Source organism: Rathayibacter sp. AY1D9 (genome assembly GCF_002932395.1).
GTDB lineage: Bacteria > Actinomycetota > Actinomycetes > Actinomycetales > Microbacteriaceae > Rathayibacter.
In genome coordinates this window covers 1-18,803 of sequence record NZ_PSVQ01000054.1, presented here as the reverse complement: position 1 = coordinate 18,803, position 18,803 = coordinate 1, and the positions used below count along the sequence as shown (strand labels likewise).

Genomic DNA, 18,803 nt, shown 5'->3' with positions numbered 1-18,803 from the left:
CGGTCACCGGCCGCTCGGGCCTGTTCGGGCTCGCGGGCGTCGTGCTCCTCGCCGGGTCGCCGCTCTCGCCCGAGCCGATGGAGGAGGAGCGGGGGAGCAGAAGCGAGGGCCGGAGGCGCGGGCGCGCTCGCGGGCGTCTCCGCTCCTCCGCTCCCGTCCGCGGCGGCGCACCCCGCGAGGAGCAGCACGGCGCACAGTGCCGCCGCGCCGCTCCTCGACCGGGTGCCCACGATCAGGAGGCGGTGCGCCGGCGGGCGACGACCACTCCGGCCGCGCCGAGGGCGGCGACGGCTCCGAGGCCGGCCATCACGGCGAGACCGGACGGGCCCGTGGCGTCGCTCCCGGCGGCGGTCGCGCCGCCACCGGTCTGGAGGCCGCCGACCGGCACCTGCGAGAGCTGGCCGCGGACGACGCCAGCCGCATACGAGGCCGTGTGGGAGTCGCCCGCGAAGGCGGCGGGATCGGCCTCGAGGGCCTTCAGCGTGAATCCGGCGCCGGTGTCGGCCCCGTTCGCCTGGATGCCCGTGGTGAAGGGGCCCTGCAGGCAGCCGCTGCTGGTGCGGGGGCCGTCTCCGACCGGGGCCGGGTTCGGGAACGCGATGCGCGGCGGGCCCGCCTTGCCCAGCGCCGCCTGGTGGATGTGCGTCGCGGTGTTCGCGGGGCTCTGGTAGTCGCCGGTCACGCCGGTGAGGGTGATGTCGTAGCAGATGACGTCGAGGTCGCTGTTGACCCGGAAGGTCATCTCGCCCGTGGCGCCGGGCTGGCCGGGGGTCGCGGCGGAGTCGGCTTTCACGACCTGGTCGGGCGTCGCCATCACCGTGAAGGCGCTGGTGAACGAGGACGGCTCGGCGACCTCGGTCTCGGCCTGGGCCGGCGCGGCGGCGAAGAAGGAGGCGGCGGCGACGGCGGTGATGCCGCCGAGGGAGAGCAGGCGGCGGCCGGCGCGGTTCCGCGCGGGGGACGTCTTCGTCATGGTGGAGCCTTTCGATCGCGAGCGCCGAGCGGGCCCGATGCAGGGAGTACGGCCGGAGGCGGCGCCGCGTTCACTCCATCTGAGAGGATCTTCACGGAGACGGTCCTCGCCTCCGATGAACGCCGCCGCCGCCGCGGCCGTACCCCCTTCCGACGGACCACCGGTCCCGACGAGGAGGCGGTGTGGCGCGCACGGCGACGGCACGACGAGACGAAGGGCCCGCGATGCCGCGCGAGCACTCGGAGGTCCCGGCTCCGGTGGTGCGCCTCGAGCCCCGGACGGCGGAGTTCGACCCGGCCGCCGCCTTCGACGAGCACGGGTCCGCCCTGCTCGGCTTCGCGCTCAACGCACTGCGCGACCGCGGCCTCGCCGAGGACTGCGTGCAGGAGACGTTCCTGCGCGCCTGGCGCTCGCGGGCGAGCTACTCCGCCGAGCGCGCCAGCACCCGCACCTGGCTCTTCGCCATCGCCCGCAACGTCGTCATCGACGTGCACCGCTCGCGCCGGCGCCTGCCGCGCCTGGTCGAGGCCGAGGTTCTGGAGGAGGTGCCCGCGGAGGACCGCGACCCCCTCGAGCCGCTCGCGATCGCCGAGGCGCTCGCGCGACTCTCCGCCGAGCACCGGCAGGTCGTCGTCGCCGTCCACCTGCACGGCGAGACCTACGCCGAGCTGTCGGCCGCCACGAGCGTGCCGGTCGCCACCTTGCGCAGCCGCGCCTTCTACGCTCTCCGAGCGCTCCGCGGTCACCTCGCGGGCGCCGGACCCACGGACGAGGAGAGATCGTGATCGACCGAGACCAGCCCGACGGAGACGAGCCCGGCGGCCGCCGCGAGGAGCTCCTCGCCGCGGCCCTCGCCGGCGACCTCTCCGCCGAGGAGACGCGGGAGTTCGAGAGCCTGCGCGCCGCCGACCCCTCGATCGACCCCGAGCTCGCGTCGTTCGGTGCGGTGGTCGACCGGGTCGGCGCGCTGGGCCGCTGGGAGGAGGCGGAGCCGTCGCCGGAGCTGCGGTCGCGCGTCGCGGCGCTCGCCGGGGAGCGGCCCGAGCGCGCTGCGAGCGTGCGTGCCCCGCGCCGCCGTGCCTCGCGCCGCCGTGCCTCGCGCCTCCGTGCCGTCCTGGCCGTCGCCGCGGCGGCCGCGCTCCTCGTCGTGGGCGGCGTCGCCGGAGCGGCCCTGCGGTCCGCCGAGGAGCGCCCCGTCGCGGGACCGCCCGGGACGCTCGGCGCCGTCGAGGCGATCGCCTTCGACGAGCGGACGGAGGGCGTGACGCTCGACGGCTCGCTCGTGGCGCACACCTGGGGCACCGAGACGATCCTCCGCGGGACCGGCTTCACGCTCGGCGAGAGCTACGACCTCGTGCTGGTCACCGGCTCCGGTGAGCGGCTCCCGTCCGGCTCCTTCCTCGGCAGCTCCGCGGAGCTCGACTGCGAGATGAACGCGGCCGTCCTGCGCGAGTCCGTCGCCGCCGTCGAGATCACCGACGCCGGCGGCGCGCTCGTCGCCTCGGCCGCCCTCCCCGCCGTCACCTGAGAGCCGGCGGCGCGGGCTCGCGGCGCGGCTTCAGCTCGCTGACGAGCGTGCCCGCGACGATGAACCCCGCCCCGAGCAGTGCGAGCGCGGGGAGGCGGTCGCCGGCGAGGCGTCCGATCAGGCCGGCCCAGACGGGCTCGGCGGAGTAGATGATCGTGGCGCGCGACGGCGAGACCGAGCGCTGAGCCCAGTTCATCGTCAGCTGGATCAGGCAGCTGCTCGCCCCGAGCGCGAGCGCGGGGATCAGCCAGGCCCACGAGAACGCCGGGACCGCCTCGCCAGCGAGGGGCATCGAGGCGAACCCGAGCGCGCCGGCGACCAGCAGCTGCACCACGGTCACCCGGCCGAGGTCCACCCGTCCGGCGACGAGGCCGATCAGGATGATCTCCGCCGCGATCGGCAGCGTGCTCACGATCGTCGCCACCTCGCCCGCTCCGAGCGCGACGCCCGGCTGCGGGCCCGCGATCAGGAGCAGTCCGACGAACGCCAGCGCGACGCCCACCAGCGTCAGCACGCCCGGACGGCGACGGAACACGACCCACTGGAACAGCGGCACCAGCGGCACGTACAGCGCGGTGAGGAACGCGGAGGTGCTGCTCGTGATCGTCTGCAGCCCGTAGCTCTGCAGGCCGTAGCCCGCGAAGATCATCACCCCGATCGCGACGCCGGCCGCGAGGTCGATCCGCCGCATCCCCCGGAGCGACCGGTGGAACACGACCGCGCTGATCAGCCCCGCGATGGCGAACCGCATCCCGACGAAGAACAGCGGCCCACTGTGCTCCATCGCGATGTGCACGGCGAGGAAGGTCCCGCCCCAGATCGCGGTGATGCCGATGAGCGCCCACTCCGGACGCGTGAAGCGGAGGCCCCGGAGGGGCGAGATGTGCATCATTCTGCACATCCTAGGAGCATCAGGGGCCTGTCGGTGCAGAATAGTGCGCATGTCGGCTCCCGTCCTCGCCCACCTGGGCGGCAACCTCCGCCTCGCGCGGCGCGGAGCCGGACTGAGCCAGTCCGCGCTGGCGGCGCGCTCGGGCATCAGCCGGCGGACGATCGTCGCGGCCGAGGCCGGCGAGGCCAACATCTCGCTGACCGGAGTCGACCGCCTCGCGACCGCCCTCGGCACCACGTTCACGGCACTCGTCTCGGCCCCGGGATCCGCGCCCGCGGCGATCGACCAGGTCGCCTGGCGGGGAGCGGGCGAGGCGAGCGTCGCCGTCCTGCTCTCCTCCGTCCCCGCGCGCCGGGAGGCCCAGCTCTGGACCTGGACGCTCGGCCCCGGGGACCGCTACGACGCGCAGCCCGACCCCGAGGGGTGGCACGAGATCCTGCTCGTCGCCGTCGGCGCGCTCCTCCTGGAGCGGGAGGGCGAGGAGCCCGTGCGGCTGGAGCCCGGACGGCACCTCGCCTTCCCGACCTCGCGGCACTACTCCTACGTGAACGCGGTGGATGCCGTCACGACGCTCGTCCGGATCGTGGTCGACTGACGGGTCGGCGCCTCAGGCCCGCGAGCGCAGGGTCTCGAGCAGCGCCGCGGGGGTCTCGGGGTCGTCGAGGCTGATCGCGAACTCGCGCGAGCGGTCCGTCGTCACCACCAGCCCCGGCCCGGCGTGCAGGATGACCGCCGAGCGGCCCGGCATCACTCGGTACCCCCAGCCGCCCCACTCCGACGGCCGCAGCTGGGCCGTGCCGGCCGAGGCGATGGTGTCGAGCGGGATGCGGCGCAGCGGGATGCCGAGGGCGGTCGTGACGACGCGGAGGCCGCGGCGGTCGGCGGTCACCCTCAGGCGGGAGAAGGAGAGGAGCACCAGCGCGACGACGCCGAGGACGACGGCCGTCGCGATCGCCGGACCGGTGGCGCCCGCCGCGGCGAGCGTCGCGAGGGAGAGGGCCGCGCCCGCCGCCGTGGCGATCGCGGCGACGGCGAACACCGGGCCCGTCAGCGTCTGCGACCAGGCGCCGGTCTCCTCCGCCGCCAGCGGCAGGCGGCCGGCGGCGAGGCGGGAGGCGCGCCGGGTGCCCGGAGCGATCAGCGCGGGCACGACGGCGAAGAGCATCCCTCCGAGCAGCGCGAGCAGCCACCCGCCGAGCTCCGCCCCCTCGGCGCGCCCGGCCGCGAGCGTCGTGCCGACCGAGGTCGCCCAGGCGGAGGCGCCCAGCCCGGCCACGAGGCCGAGGGTCGCCAGCAGGAGCCGCGGGGCGCGCCCGACGACCGCCGCCACGAGGCCCGCGACGGCCGGGAGCCCGGAGAGCACGAGGGCGATCGCGAGCAGAGCGCCCGTCGACGCGGTCGCATCGGCCGCCCCGGTGCCCGACCAGTGCGAGGCGAGCTCCGCGGGCAGCGCGTCGTCCAGGACGAGGCGCGAGACGAGCACTCCGGCGGCGGGGAGCAGGAGGGACGCGGCGGCGAGGAGCTCGCGGCGGCGGTCGGCGGTGGCGGTCATGATCCGGTCCTCTCGATCAGGCGGACGAGCTCCGCCGGGGTGATGCCGCTGCGGCGGGCCTCCGCGAGCAGCTCGTCGACCAGGGCGGTCACGCGCACGAGCCCGGGCCCGGCCGACTCCGTGATCCACGCGCCGCGGCCCCGGCGCATCTGGAGGATCCCGTCGTCGCGCAGGGCGGCGTACGCGCGCAGCACGGTGTGCATGTTGATGCCGAGCGAGTCGGCGAGCTCGCGGGCGGGCGGCAGGCGGTCGCCCGCCGAGAGCTCGCCCCGGGCGACGGCCGAGCGCACCTGCGACTCCAGCTGGTCGGCGAGCGAGCCCGCCGCGGAGTGGTCGACCCGGAACAACATGTTCACAATGTTAGTAGAACAAGCAGTGCACCACCAGGCCCTCAGTGCAGCGCGAGCGACACCGCCAGCACCACCATCACGACCGCCACGGCCGCGTCGAGGATCCGCCAGGCCCCGCGGCTCCGGAACAGCGGCCGCAGCGCCCGCGCCCCGAAGCCGAGAGCGGTGAACCACAGCACGCTCCCGGCCGCCGCCCCCGCCCCGAACCACCAGCGCTCGTCGCCGTGCGTGTTCGCCACCGACCCGAGCAGCACGACCGTGTCGAGGTAGACGTGCGGGTTGAGCAGCGTGAGCGCCAGGCACGTGCCGATCGCCGTGCGGAGCGACGTCGAGGCGCCGGCCGGATCGCCGTCGAGGGTCCCCGGCCGCAGTGCGCGCCTCGCCGCCATCACCGCGTAGGCGAGGAGGAAGGCGATGCCGCCCCAGCGGATCACCACCAGCAGCCACGGCGCCGACTCCAGGACCGCTCCGATCCCCGCGATCCCGAGCACGATCAGCGCGGCGTCGCAGAGCGCGCAGATCGCGACGACGGCGGGCACGTGCTCGCGGCGGAGGCCCTGGCGGAGCACGAAGGCGTTCTGCGCGCCGATCGCGATGATGAGCGAGAGGCCGAAGCCGAGGCCGGAGAGGGCGGCGAGGAGGGGGGACACGCTCCGACGCTAGGGCGGGGCAGTTCTGTAGACCAGCTCATGCTCCTTCAGTACCGTAAGCAGCACTGATGCTGACAGACGACCTCGACCTCTCCCGCCTGCGCGCGCTCGCCGCCTCCGTCCGGTACGGCTCCTTCGACGCCGCCGCCCGGGCCCTGCACATCACCCCCTCCGCCCTCAGCCAGCGGATCAAGGCGCTCGAGACCGCCGCAGGCCGCGTCCTGCTGGTGCGCTCGCGCCCGGTCGTCGCGACCGAGGCCGGTGCCGGGCTCCTCCGCCTCGCCCGTCAGATCGAGCTCCTCGCCGACGACGCCGTCCGCTCGCTCGGCGGCGAGGACGCGGAGGGGGCGGGCCCCGTCGTCCTCCCGCTCGCCGTCAACGCCGACTCCCTGGCCACCTGGGTGCTGCCCGCGCTCGCCTCCGTCCCCGACGTCGTGGTGGAGCTGCACCGCGAGGACCAGGCGCACACGACCGCGTTCCTCCGCGACGGCACCGTGCTGGCGGCCGTCACCGGAGAGTCGGAAGCGGTGCTCGGCTGCACCGTCGCACCGCTCGGAGTGATGCGGTACCGCGCCATGGCCTCGCCCGCGTTCGCCGAGCGCTGGTTCCCTGACGGCGGCACGGCCGGCCTCGCGAGCGCTCCGCTGGTCGTCTTCGACGAGAAGGACCGCCTGCAGGACGACTTCCTCCGGGCCGCCGGCGTCGACGGCAGACCGCCGCAGCACCGCGTCCCCGGATCGACCGACTTCGAGCGGGCCGTGCGCCTGGGCATGGGGTGGGGGATGCTGCCCGAGCTGCAGGCCCCGGTCGGCGGCGAGGGCCTCGTCGAGCTGGGCGGCGACCCCGTCGACGTCCCCCTCTACTGGCAGCAGTGGGCCCTGCACACGCCCGCCCTCGACGCGGTCGCCGCGGCCGTCTCCGCCGCCGCGCGCGCTGCGCTCCGCTGACCCGCGCGCTGACCTGCGCCGCCGGGGAGGCGCTCAGACCGCGAACACGTCGCGGAGGGTCACCGTCTCGAGCGAGCGCTCGCGGAGGATGTCGACGAGCCGCGCGTAGACCTGCGTCACAGGATCGAAGTTCGCGTGCCCGATCACGATGTGCTGCGGCAGGAACCACTGGTCCGCGAAGCCGACCACCTGCTCCGGCGTGATCCGCCCGGAGTCCGAGAGCGAGCCGTACCAGAGCACCGTCGCCGTGTAGCCGATCGCCGACGCGGCGGCCCGGCTCCGCTCGTCCGTGTAGCCGAACGGCGGCCGGTAGAAGGGCGCCGCCTCCACCCCGTAGGTCGAGCGGATGAAGTCGCCGTTGCGGCCCAGCTCCTCCTGCACGCCGTCGCTCGAGAGGCTCGTCAGGTCGGCGTGCGACCAGGTGTGGTTCGCGAGCTGCACCTGCCCCGAGGCGACGAGCGGAGCCAGCAGCGGCGCGTTCACGGTCCACGAGTCGTACTTCCCGTTGAGGAAGAAGGTCAGCCGGGTGCCGGTGTCGCGGGCGAACTGCGCGTAGGCGGCGACCACGTCGGAGTCCGCGCCGTCGTCGACGGTCCAGGCGAGCGTGCTCCCCTCGCCGGGCAGCTCCGAGATCGTGCCGGAGGGCAGCGGCGCCTTCCGCCGCACCGGAGCCGCCGCGGCGGTGGTGGTCGGCACGGGGCGGGGAGGGGTCGGGACGGCCGTCGGCGCGGCGGACGGCAGCACCGCCGCCGGCGCCGTGCTCGGCGGGAGCGCCGCGGGAGCGGGCCGGGCGGGCGTGCACCCCGTCAGCGCGACCGCCGAGGAGGCGATCCCCAGCAGCAGCGCGCGTCGCCTCAACCGGTCCACGGGCCCCCCTCGCGAGCCCCGTCCCCCGGAGCGTCCCCGCGACCGTAGCGGTCGGGGAGGGAACGGGCAACGCGGCGCGACACCCCTCCCTCCCCGCAGCCTCTACCGGAAGGTGCGCCTGACCGCGTTGTTCGCCGGCGTGGGATCGGTGGCGGCGGTCGACACCCTGGCGTCGATCGTCGTGGCGGCCGGCCGGTCGACGAGCGTCACCGAGTAGGTGGTGCTCCGCCCGGCCGAGACGCTCGGCGCGGTCCAGGTGAGGACCGTCGTGCCCGCGGCCGAGCCCTTCGTCTGCACGGCGCCGGGCGCACTCGCCACCGTTCCGCTGACGACGACCCGGGTGGTCGTCGTCGCCGCGTCCCGGGTGCCGGTGTTCCGGACGGTGATCGTGCCCGAGAGCGGGGCCGTCGCCGCCAGTCCCGGCGCCGGCGCCAGCGTCAGCGTCAGGTCGGCGCGGGTGGAGGACTTCACCTGCAGCGACTGCGTCACCGAGGTCGCGGCGAGCCACGCCGAGTCGCCCGCCTGCGTGGCCCGGACGGTGCAGCTCGCCGCGCCCGTCAGCCGCACCGTCGCCGTGCCCGCGCCGGTCGCGGTCAGCGTGCAGCTGCCGCTCGCGTACAGCTTCACGGGCAGACCGGAGGAGGCGGTGGCCGCGACCGGGTAGGCGATCCCCTTCTCGGGCGAGGACGGCATCGCGGTCGAGAAGGCGACCTTCTGCGCCTTCTTCTTCTGGGGGACGACCGCGGCGACCGCGATCGACTGGGTCGCCTGGGGAGCCGCGTCGTGCGAGGCGTCGCCGGCCTGATCCGCGGTGACCGTGCAGGTGCCGGATCCGCTGAAGGTCACGACGCCGCTCGCGAGCGAGCACGCGCCCGTGGCGCCGATCGTGACCGGCAGGTCGGAGGAGCCGCCCGCCGCGGTCGGCGTGTAGCGGCCGCCCGCGGTCGCCGTGCTCGGAGCCGCGGAGGTGAAGGCGACGGTCTGCAGCGCCTTGCCGATCGGGAAGGTCCGGACGACCTGCTCCGCGGGTGCGTGAGCGTCGTCGCCGGCCTGGTCCAGCGTCAGCGTGCAGGTGCCGACGGAGTCGTAGGACACCGTGCCGTCCTCTCCCAGCGAGCAGGAGTCGGAGGCGTCGAGCACCGGGTCGGCGCTCGACGGGCCGCGGATGATCGACGGGGTCCAGGAGCCGCCGATCCGGGCGTCCGTCGGAGCGGCGTCGCGGAACGTCACCGCTCCCGCCGCCGCGCCGACCTCCACCGACTGCGAGATCCGCGGAGCCGCCGAGTGGCGCTCGTCCCCGGCCTGGTCCGCGGTCACCGTGCAGGTGCCGGAGCGGGTGAAGGACACGACCCCGCCCGCGATCGTGCAGGACCCGGCCGCTCCGAGCACCACGGGGGCGCTCGACGCGCCGGCCGTCACGACGGGCGTGTAGGAGCCCCCCGCGACCGCCGCGTCGGGGACCGGCGAGGCGAACGCCAGCGTCTGGCCGAGGGCGCCGATCGCGAAGGTGCGGACGGCCTGCGGAGCGGCGCCGTACCGCGAGTCGCCCGCCTGGTCGAGCGTCAGCGTGCAGGTGCCGACGGAGTCGTGGGACACGACTCCTGCGGCCGCCGAGCATGCTCCGGAGGCGGTCAGCACCGGACGCGCCATGGAGGGCCCGGCGATGATCCGCGGGGTGGTCGTCCCGCCGACCGTCGCGCCGGTCGGCGCGTTGCCGCCGAAGGAGACGGTGCCCGCGAGCAGTCCGACCGCGATCACCTGCGAGGCCCGCTCCGCCGCGTCGTACCGGGCGTCGCCCGTCTGGTCGGCGGTCACCGTGCAGGTGCCCGATCCGGTGAAGGCGACGACCCCGTTGGTGAGCGTGCAGGACCCGGAGGCTCCGAGCACCACGGGCCGCCCGGAGGCTCCTCCGGTCGCGGTCGGACGGTAGGTGCCGCCTGCGAGCGCCGAGTCCGGCGCCTGCGAGGTGAAGGCCACGGTTTGCGCGGTCCGGGTGATCTCGAAGCTGCGCACCGCCGTCGGCGCTGCGCTGTGGCGGGAGTCGCCCGCCTGGTCCAGCGTCAGCGTGCAGGTGCCGGCAGAGTCGTAGGAGACCAGTCGGAAGGGCCCGACGGAGCAGGCGCCGGAGGCCGTCAGCACCGGGGGAGCACTGGAGGGGCCGGCGACGACCGCGGCCGTCGAGGAGCCCCCGACTCGGGCCTCGGCCGGAGCATCGCCGCCGAACGCGACGGTGCCCGCGAGCTGCGAGACCGCGACGGTCTGCGAGGCCTGCGCCGCCGCCGCGTAGCGCCCGTCGCCCGCCTGGTCCGCCGTGACGGTGCAGGTGCCGCTGCCGGCGAAGGTGACGACGCCGTCGGCGAGCGTGCAGGCGCCGGTCGCTCCGATCGTCACGGGGAGCCCGGAGGCGCCGCCCGTCGCGGTCGGAGTGAGCCTGTCGCCGGACGTGGCCGTCGACGGCGCGGTCGAGGTGAAGGCGACGGTCTGCGCGATCGCGGTGATCTCGAAGGTCTGGACCGCCCGCGCGGTGCCGTAGGCGGCGTCGCGGTAGTGGATCGCCGTCAGCGTGCAGGTGCCCGCGGAGTCGAACCGGACGGCGCCGTTCTCGCCGTCGGAGCAGGCGCCCGAGACGCTGAGCACCGAGGGGCCGGAGGACGGGCCGCGCGTGAAGGCGGGAGTGAAGGATCCGCCGACCTCCGCGTCGGTCGGGACGGCGGTCGTGAACGCCACGGAGCCGGGCGCGTAGCCGACCTCCACCTCCTGCACGGCGGGCCGGGCGCTGTCGTACTGCCGGTTGCCGTTCTGGTAGGCGAAGACGCCGCAGACGCCCTTCGTGGTGAAGGTGACCACGCCGTCCTTCGCCGAGCACGACGCGGTGGTGAGGAGGAACGGAGCGATGCCCGAGGCGCCGCCCTCGATCACGGGGCGGTACGTGTCCCCGAGGACGGCGCCGACCGGAGGCGCGCTCGTGATCCGGACCGTCTGCGGGAGGAAGTAGATCGAGTACTCCTGCTCGGCGTGCCGCGCGGGCCAGTAGCCGTCTCCGGGCTGGTCGAGGGACAGCACGCAGAGCCCGGCCCCGTCGTTCCGCACGGTCACTCCGTCCGGGAGGATCGAGCAGTCTCGGCTCGCGGAGAGCACGGGCACGCCCTTCGACGGGCCGGGCACGATCGTCGGCCGGTACGTCTCGAGCGACATCGCGTGCGGGGGCGCGGTGCTCCCGAAGGAGAGGTTCCCCTCGGGAGTCCCGACCGTGATGACCTGCCGGACCTGCGGAGCGGCGTCGTGCCGATCGTCCGCGGCCTGGTCGATCGTCACCGTGCAGGTGCCGTCGCCGAAGAACGTCACCACGTCGTCCGCGATGGTGCAGTTGCCGTTCTCGATCACCGCGATCACGAGCGGGTTGCCCGAGCCGCCGCCGGTCGACTCGACCGTGTACCGGTCGTCGGTGAACACCCGGTCGGGCGGAGTCGAGGTGACGACGACGGTCTGGGGGATCCGCGAGATCGGGACGAAGCGCACCAAGCCGTCGGCGGCCGCGTACACGTCGTCGCCCGGCTGGTCGAACTGCACGCCGCAGGTCGAGGGCTCGGTGTAGGTCAGGATCTGCGCACCCGTCGCGTCGGGGGCGACGGTGCAGCCGAAGAAGGTCCTGACGAGCACCGACAGTCCCGAGCTCGAGGTCGCCGTGGCGACGCCGGTCGACTCCAGGACGCCGGTCTTCGGCACCGCGACCGTCAGCGTCTGCGACGCCTTCGCGACCTCGAGATCGAAGGAGGCGCGCCCCGCGGTGTAGTGGTCGTCGCCGGCCTGATCGGCGGTCACGGTGCAGGTGCCGCCGCGCGTGAAGGTCACGACGCCGTCGGCGATCGCGCAGGATCCGGTCGCTCCGATCGAGACGGGGCTCCCGGAGCCGCCGCCGGTGGCCGTCGGGGTGAAGGTGCCCAGCGCCGTCGGCGCGGTCGGCCGCGAGGAGGTGAAGGCGACCGTCTGCGAGAACTTCCGGACCGTGATCCGGAACGAGGACGTGCCGGTGTTGCCGGCCTCGTCGTCCGCGCTGCAGTCGACCGTCGTGTCCCCGATCGGGAAGACGCTCCCCGAGGCGGGCGTGCAGGTCGAGCCCACGGCTCCGTCGACCGCGTCCTCCGCGGAGGAGGCGAAGGTGACGACGGCGCCGGAGACGTCGACCGGCTCGGCCGTGACGGCGGCGGGCACGGTCACGACGGGGGCAGAGCGGTCGGCCAGCGCGAAGGTGCCGGGGATCGACCGGAGGGTGTAGTTCGGCCCCGCATCGCCTCCGTCGCACCTGGTGACGTAGTCGCCGACGGGCGTGCGCGCTCCGACCGTCACCTTCCCGGTGCCGTCCGCCGTGTAGTAGGCGCCGGTCGGCTCGGTGACGAAGCGGTCGGTTCCAGCGAAGCCGTCGGCCGTGCAGGTGACCGTCGGGGCGGTCGCGGTGCCGTGCGCCTGCGTCCCGGCGCTCGACGCGGTCACCGTGAGGGGCGCCGGCGAGATCGTGAGCGCGCCGTCGATGGTGATCAGCTGTCCCGAGGGGTTCGTCAGGCCGGAGCAGCGCGTGGGGTAGCGGCCGACGGGGGTCGTCGCGGAGAGCGCCAGCGGCGTCCTGAATCCGGTGTCGGACGCCGCGAAGGCGCCGCAGGAGACGGTCCCCGAGGGGGAGCCGGTCACGGAGGCGGTGATCGCGGGGGGAGTGGATCCGTAGGTCGATGAGGGCGAGGAGGCGGTCACCATCGGGACAGCCGCGACGATGCGCAGCGCGCCGTCCTTGTACCCCGCGATCGTGTAGTCGCTGCTGACCTTCGTGCCGCTGCACCGCGTGGTGAAGGTGGTGAAGGTGGAGGTGGGCCAGTTCGGGATCAAGCGGTAGATGACGTCGTCCGCCGTGACGATCGGCCGGTAGACGCCGGCCGTGAGCGGGGCGCCGAAGGTGTCGGAGCCGACGAAGGCGGCCGTGCAGCGCAGGTCGGGGGACGGCGCGCCTCGCGGGTAGTCGACCGTCGGAGCGGTGACCGTGAGCGCCTTCGGCTTCGCCGTGAAGCTCTGCAGGGGCTCGCCCGCCCAGCCCAGAGGAGCGAGCGCGTCGAGCCTCGCCGCGAGCGTGCAGACGCCGGCGTGGAGCACGGTCACCCTCATGCCGCTGACGGAGCAGGTCTCGGTGGTCCTGCTGCTCAGGACGATCGTGCGGCCGGGCACATCGACGGCCTGCGCGTAGGGGCTCGCGTCGAAGGAGTCGCCGTACGCCTTCTGCGGGAGCGTCGACAGGTCGAAGCGCACGCCGCCCACCGCCACGGTGGCCGGCTCGCTGCGGACGCTGCCGCCGCAGGTGGTCAGGGTCGCCCGGTAGCGGTAGGAGCCGGTGGGATCGGGGCCGGCCTCGAGGAACGCGGTCCCGTCCTCCCGGGCGCCCGCCCGGCCGAGGGCGGGCTTCCACGTGGCGCCGCCGTCGGTGGACCTCTCCCACGACACGGCGGGGATGCCGCCGTAGACGGCCGAGACGCTCACGCCCATCGTCAGCGTGTAGATCTGGTTGGTGACGCCCGCGATGTCCGAGGGCTGCCGGGTGATGACGGGTGCCGCGGCGCACGCGCGCACCTCGTGGCGCAGAGCGGGGAGCGCCGACCAGCTCCCTCGTCCCGCCTCGGCGGGGGTGATGGTGTCGGGGTAGTGCGCGCGGATCTCGTTCCAGCCCTGCGGGATGTCCCTCGTGGTCAGAACGCCGACGCCGTCCGCGTCGAGGGTCACCCTGCTGGTACCTGCACCGGTGAGGATCTCGACGGTGCCGCCGGCGGCCACCGGCCGGCCCAGGCTCGGGATGGTCACCTTCGCGGTGACGGTGACCTCCTGCCCGAGCATCGAGAAGTCGGGGGTCCGCGTCACGGTCACGGCGGTGTCGTACACCGGAGCGACCACGGGGTCGGCCGCCGTCGGGCCGGCCGTCTGCGAGATCCTCGTCACGCTCGGGTGCACGTAGCTCGAGCCGCCGCCGCCGGCGCCGGGGTCGTTCATGACGCCGAGGGTGTCGTTCATGCTGCCGAACACGTAGGGCGATCCGCCGCCGCCGCCGTACCACCAGCCGGCCCCGCCGCCGCCGCCGCTGTGGCCGGGGAACGAGCAGTTGCCGCCGCCGCCGCGGGAGGCGCCGGCGTCGGCGCCCTTGCCGTCGTTGAGGAACACGCCCCACTGGCCGTTGTTGCCGTCGGCGCACTCGCCGAACGTGCTGTAGCCGCGGGCGCCGGGCGAGCCGCCCGAGCTCTGCCCGGCCGCGCCGCCGCCGCCGCCGTCGGCCGCGTTGTTCCTGCCGCCGTTCCCGCCGCCCCTCGCGCCGCTGCCGGCGTCGGCGTCGCCGCCGACCGAGGACCGCCCGCCGCCGCCTCCGCCGCCCGCCGCCACGGCGAGGGCGTGCTGACAGCCGTCCGAGCCGGCCGTGCTGAGGTACTGGGCGTCGCCGCCCGCGCCGCCGGAGTCGCCCCCGTAGACGCCGCCGTTCACGTAGCGCGTGGCGCCTGCCGCTCCGGCCGGGGCGCCGGCGAGGCGCCCGATCTCCAGCACCTGCCCGGGCGTGACGGGCACCTCGACGACGAGGCTGGAGCCGCGTCCGCCGGCGTTGCCCGTCCCGAGGCCGCTCGCACCCTTCCCGCCGTTCTGTCCGCTGAGGACGGCGCGGACCGTCGAGACCCCGGTCGCGGGAACGGTGTACTGCGACACCGTCGAGACCTTCGGGGAGGTGAAGCACGCGGTGCTGAAGACCGGCGCCGCCGACGCGGTCGGCGCGGCCACGACGCTGAGTCCTGCGCCCGCTACGAGCACGGCCGCGGCGACGAGGGAACGGAGGAAGGACTGGCGCATGTGCTGCTACTCCCGGCTGCTGCCGGGAGCGGGCGCCCGCGGTCGGCTCAGAGTAGGGCGGTAGTCGACCCGCGAGGAAGGCGCAAGATACACGAACGCCCTGCTCGGGGGGTACGGGAGGCCACTTCTGCCGGAACCTCCCAGGAAGTCCCCGTGCACGTCCGGGCAGCGTCCCCACCCTGTCGGGGCAGTGTCCCCACCCTGTCCGGGCAGTGTTCCCACCCTGTCGGGGGAGTGTCCCCACCCTGTCGGGGCAGTGTCCCCACCCTGTCGGGGGAGTGTCCCCACCCTGTTGCGGCCGCCGCCCGGATCGCGTAGCCTAGCGAGGTTGCGTGCATCTGCACGCGCTTGCGTGCTGCCCACCGGGCAGGAGCTCCGGCTCCGGCCGGACAGGCGGGCGGTGCGCCGACAAGTGACCTTGGGTGGATCGGGCGGGGCTTCGTGCCGCGCGTGATCCACGGTAACCACACATGGAGGAAACCATGGCAGCAGTCTGCCAGGTGACCGGAGCCGTCCCCGGCTTCGGGCACGCCATCTCGCACTCGCACCGGCGCACCAAGCGCCGCTTCGACCCGAACGTGCAGAAGAAGACGTACTACGTGCCGTCGCTTCGCCGTAACGTCACCCTGACCCTCTCGGCCAAGGGCATCAAGGTCATCGACGCCCGTGGCATCGAGTCCGTCGTCAAGGATGTTCTCGCTCGCGGGGTGAAGATCTAATGGCCAAGCAGCAGGACGTCCGTCCGATCATCAAGCTCCGTTCGACGGCCGGCACCGGTTACACGTACGTGACCAAGAAGAACCGCCGCAACGACCCCGACCGTCTCGTGCTCAAGAAGTACGACCCCGTAGTGCGCAAGCACGTCGACTTCCGCGAGGAGCGCTAAGTATGGCCAAGAAGAGCAAGATCGCCCGCAACGAGCAGCGCAAGGTGATCGTCGACCGCTACGCCGCCAAGCGCCTCGAGCTGAAGAAGGCCCTGGTCGACCCGGCCGGGACCGACGAGACCCGTGAGGCCGCCCGCGTCGGCCTCCAGAAGCTCCCCCGCAACGCCTCGCCCGTCCGCGTCCGCTCGCGCGACGCCGTCGACGGCCGCCCCCGCGGCAACCTCACGAAGTTCGGCATCTCGCGTGTCCGCTTCCGTGACATGGCGCACCGCGGCGAGCTGCCCGGCATCACCAAGTCCAGCTGGTGACCCGGCGCCGCTAGCGGCGTGAACGATCGAAGGCCCGTGATCCATCGGATCGCGGGCCTTCGTCGTCCCGCCGGCGGACGTAAAATGTGCGGATGACCGACTCCAGCCTGCCCACCGTCGCCGAGATCGCGGCGCTCATCGACCACGCGATCCTGAAGCCCGAGCTCACCCGCGCCGAGGTCGACGCCCAGCTCGACGAGGCGCGAGCGTCCGGCGTGTTCAGCGTCTGCGTCCGCCCCTCCGACATCGCCCACTCGGTCGCCCGGCTCGAGGGCTCCGGCGTCCTGGTCGGCACGGTCATCGGCTTCCCCCACGGCACCACCTCCACCGCGGCGAAGGTCGCGGAGTCGCGTCAGGCGCTCGCCGACGGCGCGTCCGAGCTCGACATGGTCGTCAACATCGGCCGCCTCCGGAGCGGCCTGCTCCAGGACGTCGAGGACGACGTCCGCGCCGTGGTCGAGGCCGCCGAGGGCCACGTCGTCAAGGTCATCCTCGAGACGAGCCTCCTCGACGACGAGCAGGTCGTCGAGGGCAGCCGGGCCGCCGAGCGCGCCGGCGCGGACTTCGTGAAGACCGCCACCGGCTTCGCGGGCGGAGGCGCGAACGAGCACGACCTCCGCCTCATGCGCGGCACCGTCTCGGAGGCCGTCCAGGTGAAGGCGTCCGGCGGCGTCCGCGACCTCGACACGCTCCTCGCCTACCGCGGCCTCGGCGTCACCCGCTTCGGCACCAGCGGCTCCGCGACCATCCTCGGCGACCTCGCCGCGCGGCACTCGGGCGACTCCTCCGCGGCACGTGTCGACTCCGCCTCCTACTGACGGAGCGGCCGACGAGGGCCGCACCGCACCCGCCGACCGGATGACGCCCGTGCGCCTGCGCCCGGGCCGCGCCGGCCGGTGGGCGGAGCGGACCCGCCGCCCCCTCGACGAGATCGCCCGCGCCCTCAAGGAGCGCGTCTACGCGACCTTCACGGGCCTGGCCGTGGTGATGATCTACCTCGTCGGCGACCACCCCGACGCGGTCCACGCCCTCCAGAGCCTCGTGATCTCGATCATCGGGATCTCGGCCGCGGGCTTCGTCGCCGAGGTGATCGCGCACCAGGTCGTGCACGCCTCGGCGCCCTCGCGCTCCGAGACGCACACCATGCTGCGGATCGCGGGCGGGGCGCTCGCCTCGGCGTCGCTGCCGGTCCTCGCGCTCGGTGCCGCGGCGCTGGGCTGGATCGACGCGACGGTCGCGCTGCGGATCGGCGCGGGCGTCTACGTCGCCACGCTCGCGGGGATCGCCCTCATCGCCGTCGTGCGCGCGGGCCTCTCCCGGAAGGAGAGCATCTTCTCGCTGCTCGGGATCGTGGGCCTCGGCGTGCTGGTCGTCGGCGTGCTCGCGCTCGCGCACTGATCCGGAGGCGCCGCCGCGCGTAGGCTCGGACGGATGACGTCACGCACCAGGGTCGAGCTCGGCCGCCGGGAGGACCTCGGCGCCGACTGCGCGAACTGCTTCGGCCTGTGCTGCGTGGCCCTCGCCTTCGCCCGCTCCGCCGACTTCCCGTTCGACAAGCGCGCCGGGGACCCGTGCGTGAACCTCGACGGCGCGGACGCGTGCACGATCCACCGCCGGCTCCGGCCGCAGGGCTTCGTCGGCTGCACCGTCTTCGACTGCTTCGGCGCCGGCCAGAAGGTCTCGCAGCACACGTTCGGCGGCGTCTCCTGGCGGTCGGATCCGGCCGTGCGCGAGCGGATGTTCGCGGTGTTCCCGCTGATGCGCCGCCTGCACGAGCTGCTCTGGTACCTCGACTCCGCACTGGCGCTTCCCGGTGTCGGCGCGCCGCTCCTCGACGAGCTGCGCGAGCGGTTCGACGCGGTGCACGCGCACACCCTCGGTGAGCCGGAGCAGGTGGTCGCGGTCGACGTCGACGCGGAGTACGGAGCGTCCCGGCCGCTCCTGATCGCGGCGAGCGCGGCCGCTCGCGCAGCAGCGGCGCCGGCTGCCCGCCGGTCGAGGGGCCGTCGGCTCGCTCCGGGTGCCGATCTGGCGGGCGCACCACTCCGGAACGCGGACCTGCGAGGGGCGGACCTGCGGGGCGCGCTCCTCCTCGCCGCGGACCTGCGGGGTGCGGATCTGCAGCGGTGCGACCTGCTCGGGGTGGACCTGCGCGACGCTGATGTGTCCGGCGCGCGGCTCGCCGAGGCGGTCTACCTCACCCAGGCGCAGGTGAACAGCGCTCGAGGGGATGCGGCGACCACGCTGCCGTCGCTCTTCGAGCGCCCGTCGCACTGGGGCGGCTAGGCCGCCGGGTCAGAGGCTGCGGGGGCCGCCCAGCGACTCGTCGCCGCCCTCGTCGTCGAAGCCGAGGGCCTCGACGACCTCGCGGCCGAGGAGGTGCGCGCCGCTCCAGCCCTCGATGACGCACCGGGGGAACGCCTCGCGGTCCGGGGAGCCGAGCCATGCGGCCGCGGCCTCGCGGGCCCACGCCTCGGAGGCGTACACGCCGATGATCTCGGTGCGGTCGTCCCACGGCGTCGCGGTCGAGAGGACGAAGTGGTCACCGTTCACGATCGGATCTCCTCCGGCTCTCGGGGTTCAGCGACCCCGTGGGAGTGCGGGACCGGACCGGACGCTACCCGCGGGCGGGGGAGCGCGTCTCCGGGGTCGACACGAGCGCGGATGAAGGCTACGGGAACGTCGAGCGCGGCGCGATCACCCGATGGTCCCACGCAGGCGGGCGTTCAGCCCACCCAGAGCCGTCGCGATCTCGTTCTCGTCACTTCCGGGGAGGAGGGCGCCGCCCTGCTCGAGGCCGTGGCGCAGGGCCTCGACCTCCTCAGGGGGGAGGCCGCCGCTGTCGAGGAGGGCCTGGAGGGCAGCGAGGATGCCGACGAGGGCGACGGCGTCGTCCAGGTCGAGGGGGCGGACGCAGGACTTGTCCATGTCATCGCTCCTGTTCGGGTCAGGGGTTCGGGGGCGGGGGCCCCGCGTCGGGGTGCGG

General features: G+C 74.6%; 19 protein-coding genes. 10 read left to right on the top strand and 9 right to left on the bottom strand.

Features of this window, described 5'->3' with window-relative positions:
• Positions 1–232: 232 nt before the first annotated feature.
• The gene (locus C5C50_RS15830) at positions 233–973 is read right to left on the bottom strand and encodes a CHRD domain-containing protein (protein WP_104273875.1); all 741 of its coding nucleotides are present in this window, start codon (positions 971–973) and stop codon (positions 233–235) included.
• 224 nt (positions 974–1,197) lie between these two features.
• Between C5C50_RS15830 and C5C50_RS15825 the strand changes: the two genes are divergently transcribed.
• Both C5C50_RS15825 and C5C50_RS15820 read left to right on the top strand, forming a co-directional pair.
• Positions 1,198–1,758: a sigma-70 family RNA polymerase sigma factor gene (locus C5C50_RS15825; protein WP_104273874.1), complete on the top strand. Its 561-nt coding sequence runs from the start codon at positions 1,198–1,200 to the stop codon at positions 1,756–1,758.
• Complete coding sequence (locus tag C5C50_RS15820; protein WP_104273873.1) at positions 1,755–2,501, top strand: hypothetical protein; 747 nt, start codon at positions 1,755–1,757, stop codon at positions 2,499–2,501. Before C5C50_RS15825 ends, C5C50_RS15820 begins: the two co-directional genes overlap by 4 nt.
• On the opposite strand, the gene C5C50_RS15815 is transcribed toward C5C50_RS15820, so the two are convergent.
• The gene (locus C5C50_RS15815) at positions 2,494–3,393 is read right to left on the bottom strand and encodes a DMT family transporter (protein ID WP_258067786.1); all 900 of its coding nucleotides are present in this window, start codon (positions 3,391–3,393) and stop codon (positions 2,494–2,496) included. The two genes, C5C50_RS15820 and C5C50_RS15815, sit on opposite strands and share 8 nt — an antisense overlap.
• A 49-nt stretch (positions 3,394–3,442) precedes the next feature.
• Here C5C50_RS15815 and C5C50_RS15810 point away from each other — a divergent pair, with 49 nt between their 5' ends.
• Positions 3,443–3,988 carry a helix-turn-helix domain-containing protein gene (locus tag C5C50_RS15810; protein WP_104273872.1) on the top strand — a complete coding sequence of 182 codons (546 nt, stop codon included), beginning with the start codon at positions 3,443–3,445 and terminating at the stop codon, positions 3,986–3,988.
• Between the two features lie 12 nt (positions 3,989–4,000).
• On the opposite strand, the gene C5C50_RS15805 is transcribed toward C5C50_RS15810, so the two are convergent.
• The 3 genes from C5C50_RS15805 to C5C50_RS15795 are packed head-to-tail and all read right to left on the bottom strand — an operon-like array spanning position 4,001 to position 5,945.
• Positions 4,001–4,945 (bottom strand): hypothetical protein, encoded by a 945-nt coding sequence (locus tag C5C50_RS15805; RefSeq protein WP_104273871.1) that lies wholly within the window; start codon positions 4,943–4,945, stop codon positions 4,001–4,003.
• Positions 4,942–5,295 (bottom strand): GntR family transcriptional regulator, encoded by a 354-nt coding sequence (locus C5C50_RS15800; protein ID WP_104225158.1) that lies wholly within the window; start codon positions 5,293–5,295, stop codon positions 4,942–4,944. The genes C5C50_RS15805 and C5C50_RS15800 overlap by 4 nt, the downstream gene beginning before the upstream one ends.
• Before the next feature lie 41 nt (positions 5,296–5,336).
• Positions 5,337–5,945 carry a LysE/ArgO family amino acid transporter gene (locus tag C5C50_RS15795; RefSeq protein ID WP_104227345.1) on the bottom strand — a complete coding sequence of 203 codons (609 nt, stop codon included), beginning with the start codon at positions 5,943–5,945 and terminating at the stop codon, positions 5,337–5,339.
• Between the two features lie 68 nt (positions 5,946–6,013).
• Here C5C50_RS15795 and C5C50_RS15790 point away from each other — a divergent pair, with 68 nt between their 5' ends.
• Positions 6,014–6,892 (top strand): LysR family transcriptional regulator ArgP, encoded by an 879-nt coding sequence (locus tag C5C50_RS15790; RefSeq protein WP_104273870.1) that lies wholly within the window; start codon positions 6,014–6,016, stop codon positions 6,890–6,892.
• Between the two features lie 33 nt (positions 6,893–6,925).
• Here the strand turns inward: C5C50_RS15790 and C5C50_RS15785 are convergent, their stop codons facing one another.
• Together C5C50_RS15785 and C5C50_RS15780 are read right to left on the bottom strand one after the other, a co-directional pair.
• Positions 6,926–7,759, bottom strand: a complete 834-nt coding sequence (locus C5C50_RS15785) for a polysaccharide deacetylase family protein (RefSeq protein WP_219813851.1) — start codon at positions 7,757–7,759, stop codon at positions 6,926–6,928.
• Between the two features lie 102 nt (positions 7,760–7,861).
• Positions 7,862–14,623: an HYR domain-containing protein gene (locus C5C50_RS15780; RefSeq protein WP_146085923.1), complete on the bottom strand. Its 6,762-nt coding sequence runs from the start codon at positions 14,621–14,623 to the stop codon at positions 7,862–7,864.
• A gap of 482 nt (positions 14,624–15,105) precedes the next feature.
• Between C5C50_RS15780 and rpmB the strand changes: the two genes are divergently transcribed.
• The 6 genes from rpmB to C5C50_RS15745 all read left to right on the top strand — a co-directional run bounded on the left by rpmB (position 15,106) and on the right by C5C50_RS15745 (position 18,103).
• On the top strand, positions 15,106–15,342 hold the full coding sequence (gene rpmB / locus C5C50_RS15770; RefSeq protein WP_056038148.1) for a 50S ribosomal protein L28: 237 nt from the start codon (positions 15,106–15,108) through the stop codon (positions 15,340–15,342).
• Positions 15,342–15,509 (top strand): 50S ribosomal protein L33, encoded by a 168-nt coding sequence (gene rpmG, locus C5C50_RS15765; protein WP_027692168.1) that lies wholly within the window; start codon positions 15,342–15,344, stop codon positions 15,507–15,509. Before rpmB ends, rpmG begins: the two co-directional genes overlap by 1 nt.
• Before the next feature lie 2 nt (positions 15,510–15,511).
• Positions 15,512–15,817 carry a 30S ribosomal protein S14 gene (gene rpsN, locus C5C50_RS15760; protein ID WP_104225107.1) on the top strand — a complete coding sequence of 102 codons (306 nt, stop codon included), beginning with the start codon at positions 15,512–15,514 and terminating at the stop codon, positions 15,815–15,817.
• Between the two features lie 92 nt (positions 15,818–15,909).
• Entirely contained in the window at positions 15,910–16,635 is a 726-nt protein-coding gene (gene deoC / locus C5C50_RS15755; protein WP_181133955.1) for a deoxyribose-phosphate aldolase, read from the top strand.
• The gene (locus C5C50_RS15750) at positions 16,613–17,215 is read left to right on the top strand and encodes a hypothetical protein (protein ID WP_146084309.1); all 603 of its coding nucleotides are present in this window, start codon (positions 16,613–16,615) and stop codon (positions 17,213–17,215) included. The genes deoC and C5C50_RS15750 overlap by 23 nt, the downstream gene beginning before the upstream one ends.
• Before the next feature lie 33 nt (positions 17,216–17,248).
• Positions 17,249–18,103 carry a pentapeptide repeat-containing protein gene (locus C5C50_RS15745; protein WP_104273866.1) on the top strand — a complete coding sequence of 285 codons (855 nt, stop codon included), beginning with the start codon at positions 17,249–17,251 and terminating at the stop codon, positions 18,101–18,103.
• A 9-nt stretch (positions 18,104–18,112) separates the two neighbouring features.
• Here the strand turns inward: C5C50_RS15745 and C5C50_RS15740 are convergent, their stop codons facing one another.
• Positions 18,113–18,370 carry a hypothetical protein gene (locus C5C50_RS15740; protein ID WP_104238985.1) on the bottom strand — a complete coding sequence of 86 codons (258 nt, stop codon included), beginning with the start codon at positions 18,368–18,370 and terminating at the stop codon, positions 18,113–18,115.
• A 144-nt stretch (positions 18,371–18,514) separates the two neighbouring features.
• Positions 18,515–18,745 carry a hypothetical protein gene (locus tag C5C50_RS15735; RefSeq protein WP_104227350.1) on the bottom strand — a complete coding sequence of 77 codons (231 nt, stop codon included), beginning with the start codon at positions 18,743–18,745 and terminating at the stop codon, positions 18,515–18,517.
• Positions 18,746–18,803: the final 58 nt, after the last annotated feature.